Origin of the sequence: Mycolicibacterium neoaurum ATCC 25795, from assembly GCF_000691525.1 — a bacterium.
Taxonomy (GTDB): domain Bacteria; phylum Actinomycetota; class Actinomycetes; order Mycobacteriales; family Mycobacteriaceae; genus Mycobacterium; species Mycobacterium neoaurum.
Genome location: NZ_JMDW01000010.1, coordinates 91,061 through 109,465 on the forward strand (window position 1 = coordinate 91,061; position 18,405 = coordinate 109,465).

Sequence of the window (18,405 nt, forward strand, 5' to 3'; positions counted from 1 at the left end):
CGCCGTAACTCACACGGGGTGCCGCGAGCTCATTCCTGGCCGCCCTCCCCTAGTCCCCTGTTGCCAAGGTTGCCAAGGCTGATTCTAGGAGGGAATGAGCTCGCGTGCGTCAGATTTGTTGGCGCACAAGCATGCCCACGCCATCGTGAACTGGAAGATGCAGTAAGTCGTCAACGCCAGCCAGAACACCAGAACGCCGTTCCAGGCGAGGGGGCCGCTATGGAAGAAGAACGCGAAGACATCCGGGATGAACGACACGGCGACGAACAAGTTCACATATCCGACCCAGCGCGGGAAGACCGTTTGATCGCTGAGCACCGCGATACCAATGGATATATTTTGCAAACAGAACAGCATGATGGCGGGGAACAGAATGAGCCAGCCCATGTCGTGGAGCAATAGCACGGTGTCGTCGGACCTGTCGGTGCGGAAAGTGGCCATCGCCCACAACAACATCGGTAACAGGTTGAGCAGGAGCGTCGCGGCTCCGGTCGCCAGCTGGGTAAACGCGAGCACTGGCCGTCGCCCCTCCATCCGAAACAGATGGACGCTGATGGTGGCAACGAGTGGGGCGTAGAGAACGATGCCCATGGATGCGATGACGAATCCCGCACCGGTCTGGGTCGGATGCTCGAGGTAGAACGCGCGCACCTCCGGCATGGGAGCACCTGGCCCGAGGGGCGACGGCAGCACGCCCGCGATCAACCAGCCGATCAGCGTGACGACGACCGCGGCCGGCCCGCCGAGTGCGCACAGATTCAGCACGCGACTATTCACGAGCCCCTACCCTTCGAAAATCATGTGAGAGGCCAGTGCCCACACCGTTTCTAATATGTATTAATTGAAACGGTAGCTTCCGGCAAGCCTTGTGGTCAAGATGGGCGCTCACAGACAAGACCGGCCGTTGCGGCGCCGATTATCCAGTCAGCGAACGACAGTGGCCTCGGACGTGGGCGTGACCCTGGCCTGGTGCCGGCGTGCACGCCTGGGCTGATGTGACCGCGTTCGCCGCGTTGGCAAGTCTCTTCGTCTGCCGTATTAGGACCTGGCTATACAAGCGACGGCTCCTCAATGCCCTGTGCCTTCGTGGACCTTCGAATGCCACGCACGACGGTCATGCGCCGCGCGTCATTGCGGCCGCCACACTCATCCGGCGCAGGGTCCTATCGCGTGATCGATCCGCGGGCGACGAGCTCACCCGCTACTGCCACTCCACAGACCTGCGCCAGCAGTAGCGCAATCAGAACGAGGACTTGTACTGCGCCGGCCTGGGCGGCGGACCCCGTCGCCAGGAGAACACCGACGAATGCGCCAGGGAGGGTTACCAACCCGGCCGTGCGGGCCTGGTCGAGATTGGGGATGAGCGCATCCGAGAGGGGTCGTTGTATCACCATCATCCGCGAGAAGCGTTCCGAGAAGCCGAGACTGAGGGCTGCCTCGATCTCGCCGTGGTGCTCCCCCAAGGCATCCAGAGCACGTCGAGCCGCGACTGCCGTTGCGGTCATGGTGCCACCGAGCACGATGCCGAACACTGGAACCAGGGCGACACCGGCAAGTGGGAGCATGCCGGTGAGCAGTAGCAGCGGAATGACGGCGACCATTCCTGCTGCCACGGCGACGGCCAACCACCCCGCGCCGTGCCGCGCCTGGCTGCGCCTAGCGGCGGTGAACGATGCGACGGTGAACATCACTGCGAGCACCACTACCGAGGACCACAGCTTTTGCAAAGCAACCACCAAGACGGCTGACACAGCGGCCAATTGCACCGCAGCCCGCAGCGCCGCGACAGGTGCCGCCCACGGCGATCCGTGTAAGACCACGCGATTCACCAGGGCAGCCAACACCGCCATCACCACGCAGACGGCTACGAGGGTCGGGGTCAGCAGAGGTTCGTGGGGGCTCATCGAGTCAAGTGTGCATCCAGTGACTCACAGGGACCTCCCGCTCCCCCGGACTTGGATTCCAGGCACAGCCGGCGGCGCGCGTCGACCGGCTCAATCGCGACCGCGGCGAGCCGCGTCATACACGAGGGCAAGCAGGCTCTCGACGAGTTCGTCGGCCGTGGTCTGCCACTTGTCGGTCTGCAGAAGGCCGCCCATCTCCACTCCCACCGCACCATGAACACCCGTCAGGAGCATGGCGGCGTAGCGCTCGGAGTGGTCGCGACCTGCAATGCCGTCGACGATGCTCTGGAACTCGTCGCACATGCGTTGCGCGGCAATGAACACAGCCGACGGATCGCCCTCTGGCGGGCGGAACATCAGGCGGTACAGGTGAGGCTGGCGTCGGCTCATCGTGACGACCGTGGCCAGCGCGGCCTGCATCTTCTCGAGGGGTGAAAGACCGGCATCGGCGCGCAACTGCGCCATCTCGTCCGCGAGGCGCTCCCAGCCGTCGGCGGCCACCGCCGCGAGTAGGCCGTCCTTGTCGGCGAAGTGCCGATATGGGGCACCTCGACTCACACCCGCGCGGGCGCCGACCTCACGAAGCGTCACCGCGTCCAGGCCCCCACCGTCGAGCAGCTGGGCGGCCTGATCGATCAAGGCGCCACGGGTGGCGGCGGCCGATTCTCTGCGTTTCATGACACGACCACTCTAGTTGACAACGTCAACACGATCCGTACGATTGAAAAGATGACATTGTCAACTCAAAAAGAGCTCATCGTGATCACCGGCGCCTCAACCGGTATCGGCGCGGCCACCGCCCGAGAGATGGCGCAACGAGGGTTTCACGTACTCGCCGGGGTGCGACAGGAACGCGATGCCGACGAGATCCGAGCGGCGAATATCGAACCGCTGATTCTCGACATCACCCATCCTGAACACGTCCAGGCGCTCGCCGAGAGGGTGCGTGAGGATCCGCACCACCGTCCACTGCGCGCGGTGGTCAACAACGCTGCCGTGCAGGCCAACGTTCCGGTTGAAGCCTTTGCGATCGATCGGTGGCGAGACATGTTCGAAGTCAACCTCTTCGGCCACGTCGCGGTGATCCAGGCGCTGCTGCCATCCCTGATCGACAGTCGCGGGCGTGTGGTGAACATCAGCTCGGTGGGAGGAAAAATTGCGATGGCCACCTACGGTCCGTACGCGGGTACGAAGTTCGCGCTCGAAGCCGTGAGCGACTCGCTGCGCCGCGAGGTAGGTCCGCACGGGGTCGAGGTAATCGTGATCGAACCCGGCGCTGTACGCACCGAGATGCTCGGAAGGGCGATCGCCGCCGCGCCCGATACGGTCTCGGCAATGACGGCAGAGCAGCGCCGCCGATATGGCGGGCTCGTCCGGGCGGTGCAAGCGCAAGCCGACGCGTCGACCAAGTCCGGGCAGCCCGCCGCGGCCGCGGCCGCCGTGATCGCCAAAGCAATCACCGCCCGTAAGCCACGAACGCGATACACCGTCGGCCGCGAAGCCGCGCTGCTCACGCTCAGCCGACTGCTTCCCGACCGCCTCGTCGACCGTGCCCTCTCCGCGGCTCTGCGGCCGTACCTGCCGAAAGGTGCGAACGCAGCAGTCTGATACCGGGAGAATCGAGACGCGGACCGTCCGAGTCAGCGCCCGGGAATCTCGGGCTCGGGCTCCGGCAGGGCGCTCGCCCCTTCCGGACGGAGCCCGTCGAAGATGATCGCCAGATAGCGCCGCCACAGGTCGGGCGGTGCGTCGGGCAATCCTTCGGCCACGTGCACGGGTGCGCACATCAGCAGGAAGACATCCGTCCCGGTGACGTCCGGGCGGATCGCGCCCGCAGCGCGAGCTTTGGCGACGAGGTTCTCCACGCCTGCGAGCACATCGTCGCGGATGGCCACCACCCTGGCATCGTTGGCGCTGGACGTCTGCAGGTACGTCAGATCATGCTGCCGACGTTGATCGGCGGCGATGGTGAGAAACTCCAGAAGGGCCGCACCAGGATCGTGCGCCTCCCCCAGCCGCGCTGCGGCATCGGTGAGGGTGACCATGTGCTCGCAGACAAGCGAGGCCATCAGATCCTCTTTCGAGGAGAAGTGTCGAAACACCGTGCCTTTGGCCACCCCTGCGCGCTGGGCAATATCCGCGATCGAGGCCTCGGCGCCACGCTCGGCAAACACTTCCTCGGCAGCGGCCAACAGCGACTCACGGTTGCGCGCAGCGTCGGCCCGTAGAGCGCGCGCAGGTGAGGTCATTTCCACATCGTAGCAAGTTGACCGATCGGTCATTTTATGGCTATCGTGCAGTCACAAGATGACCAATCGGTCATTTTGGTGCTGACTCGGATTGTCTTGGAGGACAGATGAAATTGGCAGGCGCAACGGCTTTGGTCACCGGTTCCAACCGCGGCATCGGCACCTCGTTCGCGACCGAACTCCTGCGTCGCGGCGCCAAGGTGTACGCGACGGCACGACGGCCTGAGCGCGTCAATATTCCGGGAGCGGAAGTGTTGCGCTTGGACATCACCGACCCGGACTCGGTCCAGGCGGCCGCCGCCATGGCCGGCGATGTCGACATTCTCATCAACAATGCTGCCGAAACCGATGGCGGCAGCCTGGTGACCGGCGATATGCATGCGATCCGGCGGGTGATGGAGTCGAACTATTTCGGGACGTTGAACGTCATCCGGGCATTCGCGCCGGTGCTGGCCCGAAACGGAGGCGGTGCCATCCTCAATGTGCTGTCGGCGGCCGCCTGGCTCACGGTCGAGGGCAACACCGCCTATGCCGCGGCCAAATCCGCCGAGTGGGGGCTCACCAACGGTGCACGGCTCGAATTGGCCGGCCAGGGAACGCAAGTCGTCGGACTGATGCCCGGTCTCATCGGTACCGAGACCTTGTTCGACTTCGCCCGCTCGGCTGGGATCGAGTTCCCCGAAGGAACGGTCACCGAACCGGCCGACCTCGTCACGCTGGCCCTCGACGGGCTCGAGGCCGGCGAGGTCGAAATCGCCGATGCGATCGGGCTTCAGGCCAAGGCAACCCTGGCCGGGCCACCGCAGGTTTTTGCAATCTGAAGCTGCGTGGCGATGAGGCCGCATCAACAATCGACGGCGGCCGAGGCAGCGGAAGCTCGCTAGCTCACGGGACAGGTGGCACTCTGGTTCACACTAGGTGCGCGTCAAACACGATATCTCAAGCGTTCTTCGGCCTGTCGAAGCGATGACGTCGCAGGCCGGGTGGGAGATCGACGACACCGGGCCCGCCGTCGCGCAGCCAACCGGCAATAGCCGATCCCGTCTGCTCGTCCAATACCTGCCCGAGCCAGGTCGCCCGTCCACCCCGTCGGCGTCCACCGCTAGACGGCGAAACCACTACGACGTTCGAACGCTCGCACGGGCCAAGGCAATCCGTCACCCGCATGTCGGCGACGTCTCGAACCAAATCGCGAAGCTCGGCAAGCTGGGCCTCGTGGTCGATACGCGGGTGCTTCTTGGCCGTGCCACAGCAGCACCCCCGGCACACGGTGACGCTGGGTCGGGTTCGGTCCAACGGCACAGTGCCGATCCTCCTCGGTGCGTATGCGATCTTGATGGCTTTGCCTTCGCCCTTCAATCGTGAGCATACGAGGCAGCGTCGACGCCCGAGCGCGAGCACGCGCTGAACGCGACGGGCACTGCATAATCGCGCCACCGGGATTTAAACCCACACGCTGCGCACCTGCAGGTCCGCGGATCTTCCTGTGGCCTGAACCCTCGATTTCCGCGTTACATTCGCCTGGCACGACTTCATCAAGAGCGGCTGAGAGATTGGCTCGACGACGCCGCAGCAACCGTGGGATTCCCTCAAGGTGCTAATGCCAGTGACGATGAAAGAGGTACGCATCATGCCATGTCGACGCCCGTGAGAAAACCCGCCTTCATGGCCCGCTGACCGGGCTTTCGTTCTCTCCGACATACGACGATGACAGAAGAGGTATGGCACCACATGACCACCAGCCTGGCCGACACGACGACAACGTCGTCGCTGGTCGCCACCACCACCCGCCGAGACTTCTCGGCCAACGACCTGCTGCGACTCCTCAAAGGAGAGGTGTATGCGATTCGAATCCGCGACGTCCTCTCCGGTGACACCCTTGCCGGGCTCCGCGACCGGCTGCTGGACCGCGACGACCACGGTCCGCTGGGTACCGACCCACAATTCCGCCGCATCGGGCATGCTTTCTCGGAGACCACCTCCGTCGATGACCAAGAAGAGTACTTCCGTTCCGCGGCAGAACATCTCGCCTATATCCGAGAGGTGTGCGCGCCACACCCCTATCCCGCCGACACCCTGCGACTCCTGCTCGACGAGGTGTGGCCGGCCGGTGCGACCGTGCTGACCTGGGAGAGTCGAAAGTTCCTGCCCGGCGTCGTGCGCTATCAGCAACCCGGCGTCGACCTCGAACCTCACACCGACAACGTCGCAAGGAACCTGCCGGCGGACCAGACCCTGGGCATCGCACGTCAGCTGTCGGTCAACGTCTACCTCGACTTACCCAACCGCGGGGGCGAACTCGAGCTGTGGGAGGCCTACCCGGACGAGAGCGATTACCAACAACTCTCGGGTGATCGAACTTGGGGTATCGATCGTCACCTGGTGGGCGAACCCGCGCTGACGCTGTCCCCCGAGACCGGCGAGGCCATCGTCATCGACCCCCGCCGGGTCCACGCGGTGCGTCCTTCTGCCGACCGTCCCCGTGTCACCGTCGGCCTGTTCATCGGCGTGCGGACAAACGAGCCGTTGGCGGTGTGGAGCTGATATGACCACGACACTCCTGTCCCCCGACCTCGAACTGGCGTCGCACTCACACAAGGCCGCATTCGACCTCAAAGGCCTGCAGTACGAATACGCGGGCACATCGGCGATTCTGCTCGTCAGTGTCGGCGCCGATTATCACGAGGGCGAAAAGTTGGGTGCCACCATCGATCTCATCAACCGAAGCAACTTCGGACAGATCACCGTCGCCGTAGCAGACACGCTGCAGCGACACAATCTGGACCTGCCCGCCGGTCGCGCCTATGAGCTCTCACGACGCCGTGGTGACCAATGGATCGACCGCAATCGGCCGCTGCTGGACCGCATCGGTTCCGATGTCGACGTCCTGCGCTGGGACGATGCGCTCAGCCACGCCGACTATCCAGGTTTCCTGCACAGGGTTCAAGCGGCCTACGCCGACGACGCCGCGTACCGGAACGCCATAAACAGCACCATCGATCGCTTCATGGCACGCCGCGAAGGTGGCGGTCCCCTCGAGAACGCAGCGGCCGTGCGCCACGGGTGCCTGACCTATCTGCTGGAAGAGTGCCCCATCATCCAACCTCTCTGGGCCAGTCAGGGATACGACTTCGTCATCTACCCCCAGCAGATCTCGACGGCGATGCAGGCCACTCGGGATCTCTTCGTCGACGACGATCATGTGGCATGGCTTCCGTTGCGTTTCAAGAAGCGGAAGTCGGCCCGATGAGCGCCGTCACCGACAAGCCGCCCACCACCGCGGCATCGACGGGTACGGGTCGCCGAACGCTCGGGTTCACCGGGCTGGCCATCGCTTCATTCCTCGGGTGCGTCGACCTGACCATCGTCACCACGGCGCTGCCCTCGATCACCAGCAGTCTGGACTCGTCACTGGTCGTCTCGCAGCTGGTCTTGAGCGCCTTTCTCACGGCACTGGCCGTGTTCATGGTCACCGCGGGTCGTCTCGGCGACCTACTGGGTCGAAAACCGGTCCTGGTACTGGGAATTGCAGTATTCGTCCTCGCTTCCGTGGGCGCTGCGCTGGCCCCGTCGATCGGCTGGCTGGTGGTCGCGCGGTTCGTGCAGGGCGCAGCGTGCGCGATCCTCTACACGGGTACCACGACGCTGGTGGAAACACTGTTCCCGGAAGGCAGTCGCGGCCGCGCCGTCGGATTGCTCTATGCGGTCAATGGTGTGGGTTTGGCGCTCGGACCCGTGCTGGGTGGTCTGCTCGTGCCCGCCTTCGGGTGGGCGGCCGTCTTCTGGATCAACGTGCCGTTCGGAATCGTTGCGCTGCTGGCGATCTGGGTTGCGGTTCCGTCGCCCCCACGCAGCCGCGGACTTCCCATCGATATCCCCGGCCAGGCGTTCCTCGCTCTGGCGGTCGGTGGTCTCGCCGCGGTGGCGTCGCTGCCCGAGACCACGGGATGGGTCAGCGTACCGATCGCGGTGGCGGTGCTCGCGGTGATCGTCGGAGCGGTCGGCACCGTGATCGTGGAGCGCCGCGCGGCCGCGCCGCTGATCAGGCTGGATCTCTTCCGGCACCCGCGCTTCCGCGCGGCGCTGACCTCGGATTTCCTCTTGGCCGCGTTCTACGCGTCGGCGCTGTTGGTGCTGCCGCCCTATCTGGCATACCGCCATGGTCTCGATGTCCGCTCCACCGGTCTGGCACTGTTGCTGGTGAGTGCCACCATGGCACTGAGCTCGCCGCGGGTCGGTCGGTGGGTGGATCATTCGGGTCCGGTCCGTCCGCTGGTGAGCGGTTTCACCGCATTCACTGCAACGGCGGTTCTGCTGTTCGTCGGCGCAGTCGTGGGGTCGCTGCCGGTTCTGCTCGTCGGTTTCGTGACCTTCGGATTGGGGTGGGCGCTGATCCTGGCCCCTGCCACGCTGGCGGCCCTGTCGGCGGTCGACCGGCAAGAGGCGGGTTTCGCCGTAGGTGCATCGTGGACCTTCCACAACCTCGGCGGCGCCCTGGGGGCGGCGGTGGCGGCCGGGCTCTTCGCCACGGCCGATCCGCAGACCGGACTGTTGCGGGTAACGGTTCTGCTGGTGGTGTCGGCCGTCATCGGGTTGATCGCCAACGCGTTGATTCCTCGTGGGGCCGAGCGATGACGGGGCTCCGGGGGGCCGCGGCCATGGCGACGGTTGCCGCCGCCACCCTGGCCCTCACCGCCTGCAGTTCGGAGACGACAACGTCCGACACTCTGCGTTACGGCCTGTCCTCGGCGCCCAGTTGCGCCGATCCCGCGCAGGCCAGCACCAACCAAACGGTGAACGTGGCGCGACAGGTCGTGGACTCACTCGTCGACCAGAACCCGGGTACCGGCGAAATCACCGGCTGGTTGGCGCAGCAGTACGCCATCTCCGACGACGGCCGTAGCTTCACGTTCACCTTGCGGCCCGATGTGACGTTCAGTGACGGTACGCCCCTCACGTCGACGGTGGTGAAGCAGAACTTCGACGCACTGACCACACAGGCGTCCTCGACGCGCACACTGCAGGCATCGGGGTTCCTGCTCGGATACGACCGCACGGACACGCCGGATCCGCATACCGCTGTCGTGCACTTCAAACAGCCCAATGTGCAGTTCCTGCAAGCGGCCGCCACCACGCAGCTGGGCATCCTCGCCGCCGCGACCGTGTCGAAAACCTTCGACGAACGATGCCGGGGTGAAACCGTGATAGGGAGCGGCCCCTACACCTACCAGGCCTGGGATCAGAACCGGTCCATCACGTTGGCAGCTCGGCAGGACTATCGGTGGGCACCAGAGATCGGATTCTCGCCCGAAGTGCGCTACCGGACAGTCGAATTCAGTGTGGTGCCAGAGTCCGGAGTACGGTCCGGCAGCATCAGCGGTGGCCAACTCGACGCGATAGCCGACCCGCAACCGCAGGACCGGGCCGCGCTGGAATCGGTCGGGGCACGGTTCGTTTCCCGCCCCAATCCCGGACTGCCGTACATCCTGCAGGCCAACCTCTCGCACGGGGTACTGGCAGATCCCGTTGTTCGGCAGGCGGTCTCGTCATCGCTCAACCGACAGGTCCTGGTCGACACGGCGCTCGGTGCTGGTTTCCGTCCGGCCACCAGCGTCCTGGCCTCGACAACCCCCGGATACCGCGCGGATCCAGAGCTCGGGTTCGATCCAGACGTTGCCCGCTCAGGCCTCGACCGGGCCGGGTGGGCGGTGGGGTCTGACGGTATCCGCATCAGGGCCGGTCAGCGGCTGTCGTTCGACGTGATCTATTCACCCGAGTTCTACGCCAACAAACCGATTCTGGAACTCGCACAACAACAGTTGCGTGACTCCGGCATCGACATGACGATCACGGCGCTGTCCAACGACGACTTCCTGACCCGTCGCGCCGACGGCCGATTCGACGCCGTCTACTACAACGTCACCCGCGCCGACCCGGACATCCTGCGCTCACGCATCGGTGTCCAAGGAACCAACTTCTCACGCCGCGCCGTTGACCCCGCGACGGACCCTCTGCTGGAGGCGCAGGCCGGGATCGCGGACCGGAGGGAGCGCCTCGCGCTCGTCGATCGGATCCAATCACGGCTGCTCAGCGTCGATTACGCCATCCCGATCGTAGAGCTCTCACAGGTCGCGGCGGTCGCACCGGGTCATCCAGGCGTCGGGTTCGACGCCTCGGGGGTGCTCCGGCTGCAGTTCGACGAGGAGACCGCCCGATGAACCTGGTTCGACGGGTGGGCGCAGGTGCGGTGGTGGTCTGGGCGGTGTTCACCGTGGTTTTCGGGATCCTTCGGGTGCTGCCCGGCGATCCCGTCGCTCTGGCGGCCAATGCCGACGGCGGCGGTGCGCCGCCATCACCGGCCACCATTGCCGCATTGCGCGCCCAGTACCGGTTGGACGACCCGTTGTGGCGGCAGTATCTGTCGACGCTAGGTGACTTCATCACGGGCAATTGGGGCACGTCACTGGTCACCGGGCAACCGGTCACCACGACACTGTGGCAGGCGTTACCGTCGACGGCGGTGCTGGCGGGGCTTGCGCTCGCGATCGGCATCCCTGCCGCGTTCGGCATCGCGTTCGCGGCCACCCTGCGCCCGGGTACCAGGACCGCGCGACTGTTGGGCACTGCTCCGTCTCTACTGGTATCGATGCCGACCTTCGCCATCGGTCTGCTGCTACTGCAGGTATTTGCGTTCACACTGCACCTCGTGCCAGGTTTCGGCGACCGCTCGCCGCAGGCGGCGATCCTGCCCGCGATCACGTTGGCAGTCCCCATCGCCGGCTACCTCGCACAGGTTTTGGCGACGGGGATGCGCGATGCGGCCGCGGCGCCCTACGTCGATGTAGCGCGGGCGAAGGGTCTGTCCGACGCCGTGGTACATCTGCGTCACGTCACCCGTGCCGCGGCCCTGCCGGCGTTTTCGGCCGCCGGTGTCCTGGTCGGTTCGGCGCTGGCCGGGGCGGTCGTGGTGGAGACGGTCTTCTCCCGCAGCGGAGTGGGGCGGCTGACCCAGCAGGCTGTGGCCGCTCACGATGGTCCGGTGCTGTTGGCGGCCGTTGTCGGCTCGGCCGCGATCTTCGTGATCTTGACTCTGGCCGTTGACGTGGTAGGGCCATTGCTGGATCCTCGTGCACGGCAGCAGATCTCGTGAGCATCCTCGACACGCCGTCCAGACTCCGGGCAGGACGGTCGAGACCGTGGCCCAGCGCTGTCGTCGTGGCCGTGGTGCTCGTCGCCGCAACAATCCCTTCAGTGCTCACCACACGTGACCCGTACGCGGTGTCGCCGACCCAGCGCTTGCAGGCACCCGGGCCGGCGCATCCGTTCGGCACCGACAACCTCGGCCGTGACGTGTATGCCCGGGTGGTCCACGCGACCGCGGCGTCGATGACATCGGCCGGTATCGCGGTCGTCGTTGCTCTCGTCGTCGGTGGTCTGCTCGGTGTCGCAACGGGCTATTGCGGGCGATGGGTGGACCAGGCGGGCATGCGATTGGTCGACATGCTGCTTGCCGTTCCCAGCCTGCTGCTCTCTCTGACGGTTATCGCCGCGACCGGCGGAGGCGTCGTCGAGGTCGGGGCCGCCGTGGGGATCGCGGGTGTCGCCGGAGTGGCGCGGGTGATTCGCGCCCGGACGCTGCAGCTGCGGTCCAGTCCGTTCGTGGAAGCGGCGACTGTCAGCGGACTACCCGCGCCGCTGGTCGTGACCCGCCACCTGGTCCCTCACCTGTGGCCCACGGCCGCCGCGGTGGCTGCGGTGGAGTTCGGCCAGGCCGTGCTGGCCGTCGCGGCACTGGGCTTTCTCGGTTTCGGGCCCCCGCCGCCGGCTCCGGAATGGGGCGCGATGATTGCCGACGGTCGCGCGTTCCTGGCCGACTCGTGGTGGCTGACTTTGGTTCCGGCCGCAGTGGTGACGATCGTCGTGACCGCGGCATACCGAATCTCACACCTGTTCGGCGCTGGAGGCGATGATGTCGGTTGAGCGCCAAGACAGTCTGCGGATCGAGGGGCTGCGGGTCACGATCGCCGGTACTGAGGTCTTGCATGGGGTGTCGCTGATCGTGCGGGCGGGTGAGACCGTCGCCGTGGTGGGAAGTTCGGGCAGCGGGAAGACCACCCTCGCGCGGGCGCTGGTAGGTCTGCATCGACATCACATCCGGGTCGATGCCGACCGGCTCGAGGTCGCGGGCGAACCCTTACGGCGCCGGCGCCCGGACGGACCCCGGGTGGGATACGTGCCACAGGATCCCGGGAACTCGCTGAACCCGGTCTATCGGGTGGGCAGTCAGTTGGCCGAGGCCTTGCGCGCGCACGGCATCCGTCCGCACCACGATCTGATCGTGCAAAGGCTGCGCGAGGTCGGACTCGACACTCAGCGGGCCCCGGCCGCCTCGCTGGCTCGACGCTATCCGCACGAGCTCTCGGGTGGACAGCGCCAGCGGGTGCTGATCGCGATCGCCCTGGCCGGCCGACCGGCCCTGATCGTGGCCGATGAACCGACGAGCGCGCTCGACGCCACCGTGGCGACGCGGGTACTGGATACCCTCGTCGGACGCAGCCGTGACGGCGCCGGACTGCTGCTGATCACCCACGACCTCGCCGTGGCGGCCAGCAGGGCTGACCGCATCGTGGTCCTCGACGGTGGTCGCGTGGTCGAGGATGGCGGTGCGGACACGGTGCTGGTGTCGCCGCGCAGCGATGCGGCCCGCGAACTGGCCGCGGCCCTGCCCGGCAGGCGGCGCCGTTCCCCGCTGGCGTCCGGCGCCGATATCGCCCTGCACGCCACCGGTCTGACCAAGCGCTTCGGGGCAGTCCATGCGCTGGCCGAGGCCGAACTGACGGTGCGTCGAGGTGAAACCGTCGCGGTCGTCGGTGAGTCGGGCTCCGGGAAGTCCACTCTGGCCCGTGTTCTGGTGGGTCTGACCACTCATGACGACGGCAGGCTGACGCTGGCGGGCGCCGATGGCGGTTCGGTACGCACTGGCCGGATCCAGCTGGTTGCTCAGAATCCTTTCACCGCACTCGACCCGCGGTGGACCGTCGAGCGGATCGTCGCGGAATCCCTCTGGCGTGCCGTCGATATGGATGCCTGCACCCGTCGGGAGCGTGTTCGGCAGGTGCTCTCCGAGGTCGGACTCGGCGAGCAGTTCCTGACGCGAAAGCCAGGTCAGCTCTCCGGGGGCCAAAGTCAGCGCGTCGCGATCGCCCGCGCGCTGGCTCCGAGGCCGGACATCGTGGTGCTCGACGAAGCCGTCTCGGCGCTGGACGTGGTCTCACAGGCGGCCGTTTTGGACACGTTGATCGCGCTGCAGGAGCGCTACGGCACGGCGATGGTGTTCATCACCCATGACCTTGACGTCGCCAGGGATATCGGCCATCGAATCGTGGAGTGTCGAGCGGGCCGCCTCGTCGAGATGTCGCACATCGAGCGCGCAAGAGTCAGCTGAGTGCGTCGATCAGCTGACCCACGCTGTGCGCCGATTCCAGCGGGTGACGCAGGCGCCCGGCCCGGTTGACGGTGTAGCGATTTCGTCGTCCTACCTTGGACTTCTTCAGATAGCCGTCGGCAATCAGATCGGCAAGGATTGCCTGCACCGAGCGCTCGGTGATGCCGATCAGCACGCTCAGTTCCCGCGCTGTCAGCGACTCCCCCTGCGCCAGGCACAGCAGCACATGGGCGTGGTTGGTCAGAAACGTCCAGGTACGCGGCGGCGCCACCGCGGGTTGCGCGGTGGCGCGGGCGGACGCCTTGCGCGGGGCCGCCGCCTTCTCTGTGCTCTTCCGGGACACGGGCATCCCGGACAGCATATGTGATTCGCGTAACGCACTTCGGTAATCGGCATGTTTCGTGTCGGTCATATCCCCTGCTGGTGGCGACTTGCGACCGAGCGGGCGCAATCTCCGCTTTTTACGAACCTTGACACGCGAGATGGAATACACGTAATTTCCTTCGCATGTTGGAGCTCGCCTCGAAACCACCGTTACTCGCACTGCTCATCGCGCTGCTGGCGGTGGCCGCGCTGGCGGCAACCGTCGGCCGACGCGCACCGGCACTCGTCGCACGGTTGGGTACATCGATTGCAGTCATCGGTGCACTCGGGGCCATCGTGGGAGTGGCGGTGGCGCCCGATCACCTCGCGGCAGCACTGTTGGTACTGGTCTTCGGTGTGAGCGCCATCGCGCAGGGTTACGGCGTACGCTACTTGGCAGGTGATGATCGGTCATACTGGTTCACCTGCGGCGCAACGCTTCTCACAGCAGCGTCGGTGGTCATGGCGACGGCCACCACGATGGTGGCGTTGGCGATCGGATGGACCGCAGTCGGGCTGGCACTGTGCCTGCTGTTGGCCACTTATCGCGAGCTGCCCGCCGCACGCGACGGTGTTCGCCGCACCGCATTGGCATTCGCCCTCGGCGACAGCGCGCTATGGGGCGCTGTCGGACTGCATCATCTCGACGCCGACCGTTTCGCACCCGCTGCCGCGGTATTGATCGCCATCGCCGCACTCTCCCGCACTGCCCAGATACCCTTCCACCGCTGGCTGCCCGCGACTCTCGCAGCACCCACTCCGGTGTCGGCTCTTCTGCACGCCGGAGTGGTCAACGGCGGCGGAGTCCTACTGGTCAAGCTCGCCGGCCTGTCGACGCCGTTGGCCGCCGGGATCATCATCGCCGCCGGCATCGCGTCCATGGCGTACGGCGTCCTGATGATGCTCGCGCGGCCGGATATCAAAGGGGCGCTGACCTATTCGACCATGGCGCAGATGGGTTTCATGATGCTCACCTGCGGTCTGGGTCTCTGGGCAGCCGCGGTGATCCACCTGATCGGGCACGGGTTCTACAAGGCCACATTGTTTTTGTCCTCCGGCACGGCAATCGCACGGCATCGGCGACACCATCTGCTCGCAAGCCCGGCGCAGATCTCCGGCCACGCCACGTGGGGTGTCGCCGCGGCCGCTGCGCTGCTCCCGCTGAGCGCGTTGACCACCGGGGTCGCGCTGGTACCGCCCTGGCAGGAAGGTCATGCCGCCGAACTCGCGCTGTTGGTCTTCGCCTGGCTGGCCGGCGCCGCCGCCACGTGGGGTTGGCTGCACAGGCAACCCACCGCGCTCGGTGTGCTCGGCGTGACAGCGGTGCTGTTCCCCGCAGCTGTCGCCTACGTGGCGATGATCAGCATGGTCAGCAGATATCTGGGGCCCGCGCTACCGGAATCGACCGCGCCACCGATGACGGTCTGGGTGGTGATCGTCGCCGGACTGGCGCTGCTCGGAACACTGGCATCGGTGCGGACCTGGCGCCCCGCCCGCGGCATACAACGGGCCCTTTACGCCCACGCGATCAGCGCCGGAACCCTTCATCCGACAGGAGCACATCGATGACAACGACCGATATCGCCACGCGGCGGGCCCAGCTCCGCAGTGACATCAGGATCGCTGCGCGGGCACTGCCCACCCATCATCCCCTGGGCACCTTCATCGCGGTCAATCCGCTGGCCGGTCTGCAGAACATGCCCTTCGAACAGGCCATCCGGCGCGCGAGCGACGTGTACGGGACGCGCGGAAACCTGCCGGAAGACGTCTTTCGAGCGCTGTATCGGCAGGGCCGGATCAGCGACGCCGACCTCGACGCGGTACTGCTCAGGCGGCACCCCAATCTGGCGGATGAACCGGACATCCGCCTGGCCGAACGCAACCTCACAGCCATCGACATCCTGCGGGCGGATCTGCTGCACGGCCACGTCGCACCGGAACCGCAGCGGCGCTTCACAACCCGTGCCGAGCAGACCTCCGATGAGCTGGCTGCTGATATCGACGCACACATTGCCACCTGGTGCGCGGCCTTCCTCGGTGGCGGCAGTTGGTCCATGCCAGACCATGCGGACGGGTTCTATACCGCCTGGCGGAAATCGGCACGCCACGACTGGACTCTGCCCCGCGCGGTGCGCCGGAAGCTACGCGCGGCACCGGAACGGGCAGACGACGCCGTCCTGAACGCCCTGGAGGTTCTGCGTATCCACGATGAGGATCGCGTCATCTATCTGCAGGCACATCTCACCCGATTGCCGGGATGGGCGGCCCACATCCAGTGGGGAGCCGACCGAGCATCGGGCATCGACCTGCTGCAGTATCTGGCCGTCCGGTTGCACCTGGAGGCCGCGTGGGTGCAGCAGCTGCCGCAAACTGCGGTGGCCGAGGCACCTCGCTCTCCGGCACCCACTGCGCGCGAACGCGCGCAGCATCTGCTGGCGATCTGGCACGCCGGGGCGGTCGACGAGGGCGAACAGTCGACCGTGGCAAGGATTCTGGCCACGGTCCCGGTCGGCGCTCGAGAGATGCTGTGGCAGCAGGCCTTCGAAGGCCACTACCAGGATCAGCTCCTGCGCACGCTGGCCGACATCGATGCCGATGATGATGATCCCAAGACCGGCACTCCCGTGCCGGTGCACGCCCAGGTGGTCGCGTGCATCGACACCCGTTCGGAAGGGCTGCGCAGACATCTGGAAAGCCAGGGCGGCTATCAGACCTTCGGCTTCGCCGGCTTCTTCGCCGTCGCGATCCGTTTCACGAGTCTGCTCGGCGGTGACCCGATGGATCTCTGCCCGGTGCTGATCTCCCCCAGTCACCAGGTATCCGAGAAGTCGGCAGGCGATGCGCGGCGGCATATCACCGGTGCCACCAGCCTGGCAGCGGCCGAATCGTCTTTCCACACCGCAAAGTACTCGCACACAGGGTCCTTCACCCTCGCCGAAGCCGCCGGCTTTCTGGCCGCCCCCCTTGCCGCGGCCAAAACCGCTACCCCGGCCGCCAGCGGCACAATCCGCAGGCGGTTGCGTGAGTGGGTTGCGCCGACACCGCCGACCATGGTGGCGGTCGACGATATGCCACTGTCCGAACGGGTCCTGTTCGCGCAGGCCCTCTTCCAGTCGATCGGACTGACCGGTGACTTCGCTCGACTGCTGGTGCTCTGTGGTCATCACAGCACCACCGAGAACAACCCCTATCAGGCGTCGCTGGATTGCGGGGCGTGCGGCGGGCAGGGCGGCGGCCCTAACGCGCGCACGGCCGCGCTGATCCTCAACGATCCCGACGTTCGTGCCGAGTTGCGCAAGTCGGGGATCACCGTCCCCGACGACACTCTCGTCATCGCTGCGGTGCACGACACCACCACCGACCGCGTCACGATACTCGACGAGCATCTGATACCGGCCGGGCACCGATCCGACATCGACCGGCTCAAAACACATCTCGCGAACGCCGGAGAGGCCTTTGCCGCTGAGCGGTGTGCCGGTCTGCCGGGCGCACCCCGGCGGCGTTCACCGGCCAGGGCTGCCCGGCACGTCGTCAAGCGGTCGTTGGACTGGGCCCAGGTGTATCCGGAATGGGGTCTGGCAGGCAACGCGGCCTTCATCATCGGCCCGCGGACCATCACTACCGGAATCGACCTGCAGCGCCGGGTATTCCTGCATTCCTATGAGGCCGAAGTCGACGCCGACGGGACCGCTTTGGAGAACATCATGACTGCACCCCTGGTGGTGGCACAGTGGATCAACTGCCAGTACTACTTCTCGACGGTGGCCCCCGACACCTTCGGTGCGGGCAGCAAGACGATCCACAATGTCGTGGGTGATGCCGGAGTGCTGGCCGGGCATGTGGGTGATCTGCGGCTGGGGTTGCCGCGGCAGTCGGTGCAATTCGCGGACCGACTGATCCACGAACCGCAGCGGTTGCTCGCCGTCGTCCAGGCACCGCTGTCACGGATCGACACGATCATCAACCGAAACCCGTCGTTGAAGCAGTTGTTCGACAACGACTGGGTGTGCCTCGCTGCCCGCGAGGACGCCCGCCACAGCTGGCATCGCCGGACCCGCAACGGCTGGCGGTCCTGGAATGACACCGCCCTCGCGGCAACCACTTTCGACAAGGAGATGATTCGATGACAACCACCCTCGCCCGGATGACGAAGATCGAGGTTGTCGTATCCGGCCAGGACGCCGCAGCGGTCCGCGACGTGATCACCGGAGTCGGCGCCACCGGTTTCACCAGTGTGTCCGGGGTGTCCGGTCTGGGCCACCACGGCTACCACCAGGGACGCCTGCTTTTCAACCAGCAGGCGGCCCTCGAACTGATCATCACCGTGGTGCCCGATGACAAGGTCGAGGCACTGCTGGCCGGACTGCGCAGGCTTCTCGACGCCTCACCCGGCGTGCTGTTCGTGACAGAGACCTTCGTCAGCCGCCCCGAGTACTTCAGCTGA

The 18,405-nt window shown here is 66.1% G+C and carries 17 protein-coding genes and 1 riboswitch; of the genes, 12 read left to right on the forward strand and 5 right to left on the reverse strand.

The window, feature by feature from the left end:
- Nucleotides 1–84: 84 nt before the first annotated feature.
- From IC40_RS0114330 to IC40_RS0114340, 3 genes are all read right to left on the reverse strand, one after another.
- Entirely contained in the window at nucleotides 85–777 is a 693-nt protein-coding gene (locus IC40_RS0114330) for a hypothetical protein (protein ID WP_234411588.1), read from the reverse strand.
- 386 nt (nucleotides 778–1,163) lie between these two features.
- A complete protein-coding gene (locus IC40_RS0114335) occupies nucleotides 1,164–1,904 on the reverse strand; it encodes an ABC transporter permease (RefSeq protein ID WP_042509723.1) in 741 nt (246 codons plus the stop codon).
- A 90-nt stretch (nucleotides 1,905–1,994) separates the two neighbouring features.
- Entirely contained in the window at nucleotides 1,995–2,582 is a 588-nt protein-coding gene (locus tag IC40_RS0114340; protein ID WP_030135397.1) for a TetR/AcrR family transcriptional regulator, read from the reverse strand.
- 81 nt (nucleotides 2,583–2,663) lie between these two features.
- On the opposite strand from IC40_RS0114340, the gene IC40_RS0114345 reads away from it, so the two are divergent.
- Nucleotides 2,664–3,512: an SDR family NAD(P)-dependent oxidoreductase gene (locus IC40_RS0114345; RefSeq protein WP_199900920.1), complete on the forward strand. Its 849-nt coding sequence runs from the start codon at nucleotides 2,664–2,666 to the stop codon at nucleotides 3,510–3,512.
- Between the two features lie 32 nt (nucleotides 3,513–3,544).
- Here IC40_RS0114345 and IC40_RS0114350 read toward each other — a convergent pair whose 3' ends face one another.
- Nucleotides 3,545–4,153 carry a TetR/AcrR family transcriptional regulator gene (locus tag IC40_RS0114350; RefSeq protein ID WP_030135399.1) on the reverse strand — a complete coding sequence of 203 codons (609 nt, stop codon included), beginning with the start codon at nucleotides 4,151–4,153 and terminating at the stop codon, nucleotides 3,545–3,547.
- Between the two features lie 107 nt (nucleotides 4,154–4,260).
- Here IC40_RS0114350 and IC40_RS0114355 point away from each other — a divergent pair, with 107 nt between their 5' ends.
- The 8 genes from IC40_RS0114355 (at nucleotide 4,261) to IC40_RS0114390 (ending at nucleotide 13,598) form a co-directional block, all read left to right on the forward strand.
- Complete coding sequence (locus tag IC40_RS0114355; protein WP_030135400.1) at nucleotides 4,261–4,974, forward strand: SDR family NAD(P)-dependent oxidoreductase; 714 nt, start codon at nucleotides 4,261–4,263, stop codon at nucleotides 4,972–4,974.
- Nucleotides 4,975–5,682: 708 nt separating this feature from the next.
- Nucleotides 5,683–5,772: riboswitch (SAM riboswitch) on the forward strand.
- A 112-nt stretch (nucleotides 5,773–5,884) separates the two neighbouring features.
- Entirely contained in the window at nucleotides 5,885–6,697 is an 813-nt protein-coding gene (locus IC40_RS0114360; protein ID WP_030135401.1) for a 2OG-Fe(II) oxygenase, read from the forward strand.
- A 1-nt stretch (nucleotide 6,698) separates the two neighbouring features.
- Complete coding sequence (locus tag IC40_RS0114365) at nucleotides 6,699–7,403, forward strand: hypothetical protein (RefSeq protein WP_030135402.1); 705 nt, start codon at nucleotides 6,699–6,701, stop codon at nucleotides 7,401–7,403.
- Nucleotides 7,400–8,788, forward strand: a complete 1,389-nt coding sequence (locus tag IC40_RS0114370) for an MFS transporter (protein ID WP_030135403.1) — start codon at nucleotides 7,400–7,402, stop codon at nucleotides 8,786–8,788. The genes IC40_RS0114365 and IC40_RS0114370 overlap by 4 nt, the downstream gene beginning before the upstream one ends.
- Nucleotides 8,785–10,371 (forward strand): ABC transporter substrate-binding protein, encoded by a 1,587-nt coding sequence (locus tag IC40_RS0114375; RefSeq protein ID WP_030135404.1) that lies wholly within the window; start codon nucleotides 8,785–8,787, stop codon nucleotides 10,369–10,371. Before IC40_RS0114370 ends, IC40_RS0114375 begins: the two co-directional genes overlap by 4 nt.
- Complete coding sequence (locus IC40_RS0114380; protein ID WP_030135405.1) at nucleotides 10,368–11,303, forward strand: ABC transporter permease; 936 nt, start codon at nucleotides 10,368–10,370, stop codon at nucleotides 11,301–11,303. Before IC40_RS0114375 ends, IC40_RS0114380 begins: the two co-directional genes overlap by 4 nt.
- Nucleotides 11,304–11,404: 101 nt before the next feature.
- Nucleotides 11,405–12,133, forward strand: a complete 729-nt coding sequence (locus IC40_RS0114385; protein WP_234411587.1) for an ABC transporter permease — start codon at nucleotides 11,405–11,407, stop codon at nucleotides 12,131–12,133.
- A complete protein-coding gene (locus IC40_RS0114390; RefSeq protein ID WP_036470062.1) occupies nucleotides 12,123–13,598 on the forward strand; it encodes an ABC transporter ATP-binding protein in 1,476 nt (491 codons plus the stop codon). Before IC40_RS0114385 ends, IC40_RS0114390 begins: the two co-directional genes overlap by 11 nt.
- Here IC40_RS0114390 and IC40_RS0114395 read toward each other — a convergent pair.
- Nucleotides 13,591–13,947, reverse strand: a complete 357-nt coding sequence (locus tag IC40_RS0114395; RefSeq protein WP_030135408.1) for a helix-turn-helix transcriptional regulator — start codon at nucleotides 13,945–13,947, stop codon at nucleotides 13,591–13,593. The genes IC40_RS0114390 and IC40_RS0114395 overlap by 8 nt on opposite strands.
- 158 nt (nucleotides 13,948–14,105) lie before the next feature.
- On the opposite strand from IC40_RS0114395, the gene IC40_RS0114400 reads away from it, so the two are divergent.
- From IC40_RS0114400 to IC40_RS0114410, 3 genes are read left to right on the forward strand one after another with little or no spacing between them, the layout of a single operon-like run.
- Nucleotides 14,106–15,530 (forward strand): proton-conducting transporter transmembrane domain-containing protein, encoded by a 1,425-nt coding sequence (locus IC40_RS0114400; protein ID WP_051644345.1) that lies wholly within the window; start codon nucleotides 14,106–14,108, stop codon nucleotides 15,528–15,530.
- Nucleotides 15,527–18,088: a DUF2309 domain-containing protein gene (locus IC40_RS0114405; RefSeq protein ID WP_030135410.1), complete on the forward strand. Its 2,562-nt coding sequence runs from the start codon at nucleotides 15,527–15,529 to the stop codon at nucleotides 18,086–18,088. Before IC40_RS0114400 ends, IC40_RS0114405 begins: the two co-directional genes overlap by 4 nt.
- Nucleotides 18,085–18,405, forward strand: coding sequence for a P-II family nitrogen regulator (locus IC40_RS0114410; RefSeq protein ID WP_030135411.1), 321 nt, complete (start codon nucleotides 18,085–18,087; stop codon nucleotides 18,403–18,405). Before IC40_RS0114405 ends, IC40_RS0114410 begins: the two co-directional genes overlap by 4 nt.

Coding starts and splice junctions, on each gene's coding strand:
- IC40_RS0114335 (WP_042509723.1), bottom strand. CDS start 1,904: ATGAGCCCCCACGAACCTCTGCTGACCCCGACCCTCGTAGCCGTCTGC.
- IC40_RS0114340 (WP_030135397.1), bottom strand. CDS start 2,582: ATGAAACGCAGAGAATCGGCCGCCGCCACCCGTGGCGCCTTGATCGAT.
- IC40_RS0114350 (WP_030135399.1), bottom strand. CDS start 4,153: ATGACCTCACCTGCGCGCGCTCTACGGGCCGACGCTGCGCGCAACCGT.
- IC40_RS0114355 (WP_030135400.1), top strand. CDS start 4,261: ATGAAATTGGCAGGCGCAACGGCTTTGGTCACCGGTTCCAACCGCGGC.
- IC40_RS0114360 (WP_030135401.1), top strand. CDS start 5,885: ATGACCACCAGCCTGGCCGACACGACGACAACGTCGTCGCTGGTCGCC.
- IC40_RS0114365 (WP_030135402.1), top strand. CDS start 6,699: ATGACCACGACACTCCTGTCCCCCGACCTCGAACTGGCGTCGCACTCA.
- IC40_RS0114370 (WP_030135403.1), top strand. CDS start 7,400: ATGAGCGCCGTCACCGACAAGCCGCCCACCACCGCGGCATCGACGGGT.
- IC40_RS0114375 (WP_030135404.1), top strand. CDS start 8,785: ATGACGGGGCTCCGGGGGGCCGCGGCCATGGCGACGGTTGCCGCCGCC.
- IC40_RS0114380 (WP_030135405.1), top strand. CDS start 10,368: ATGAACCTGGTTCGACGGGTGGGCGCAGGTGCGGTGGTGGTCTGGGCG.
- IC40_RS0114390 (WP_036470062.1), top strand. CDS start 12,123: ATGTCGGTTGAGCGCCAAGACAGTCTGCGGATCGAGGGGCTGCGGGTC.
- IC40_RS0114395 (WP_030135408.1), bottom strand. CDS start 13,947: ATGCCCGTGTCCCGGAAGAGCACAGAGAAGGCGGCGGCCCCGCGCAAG.
- IC40_RS0114400 (WP_051644345.1), top strand. CDS start 14,106: ATGTTGGAGCTCGCCTCGAAACCACCGTTACTCGCACTGCTCATCGCG.
- IC40_RS0114405 (WP_030135410.1), top strand. CDS start 15,527: ATGACAACGACCGATATCGCCACGCGGCGGGCCCAGCTCCGCAGTGAC.
- IC40_RS0114410 (WP_030135411.1), top strand. CDS start 18,085: ATGACAACCACCCTCGCCCGGATGACGAAGATCGAGGTTGTCGTATCC.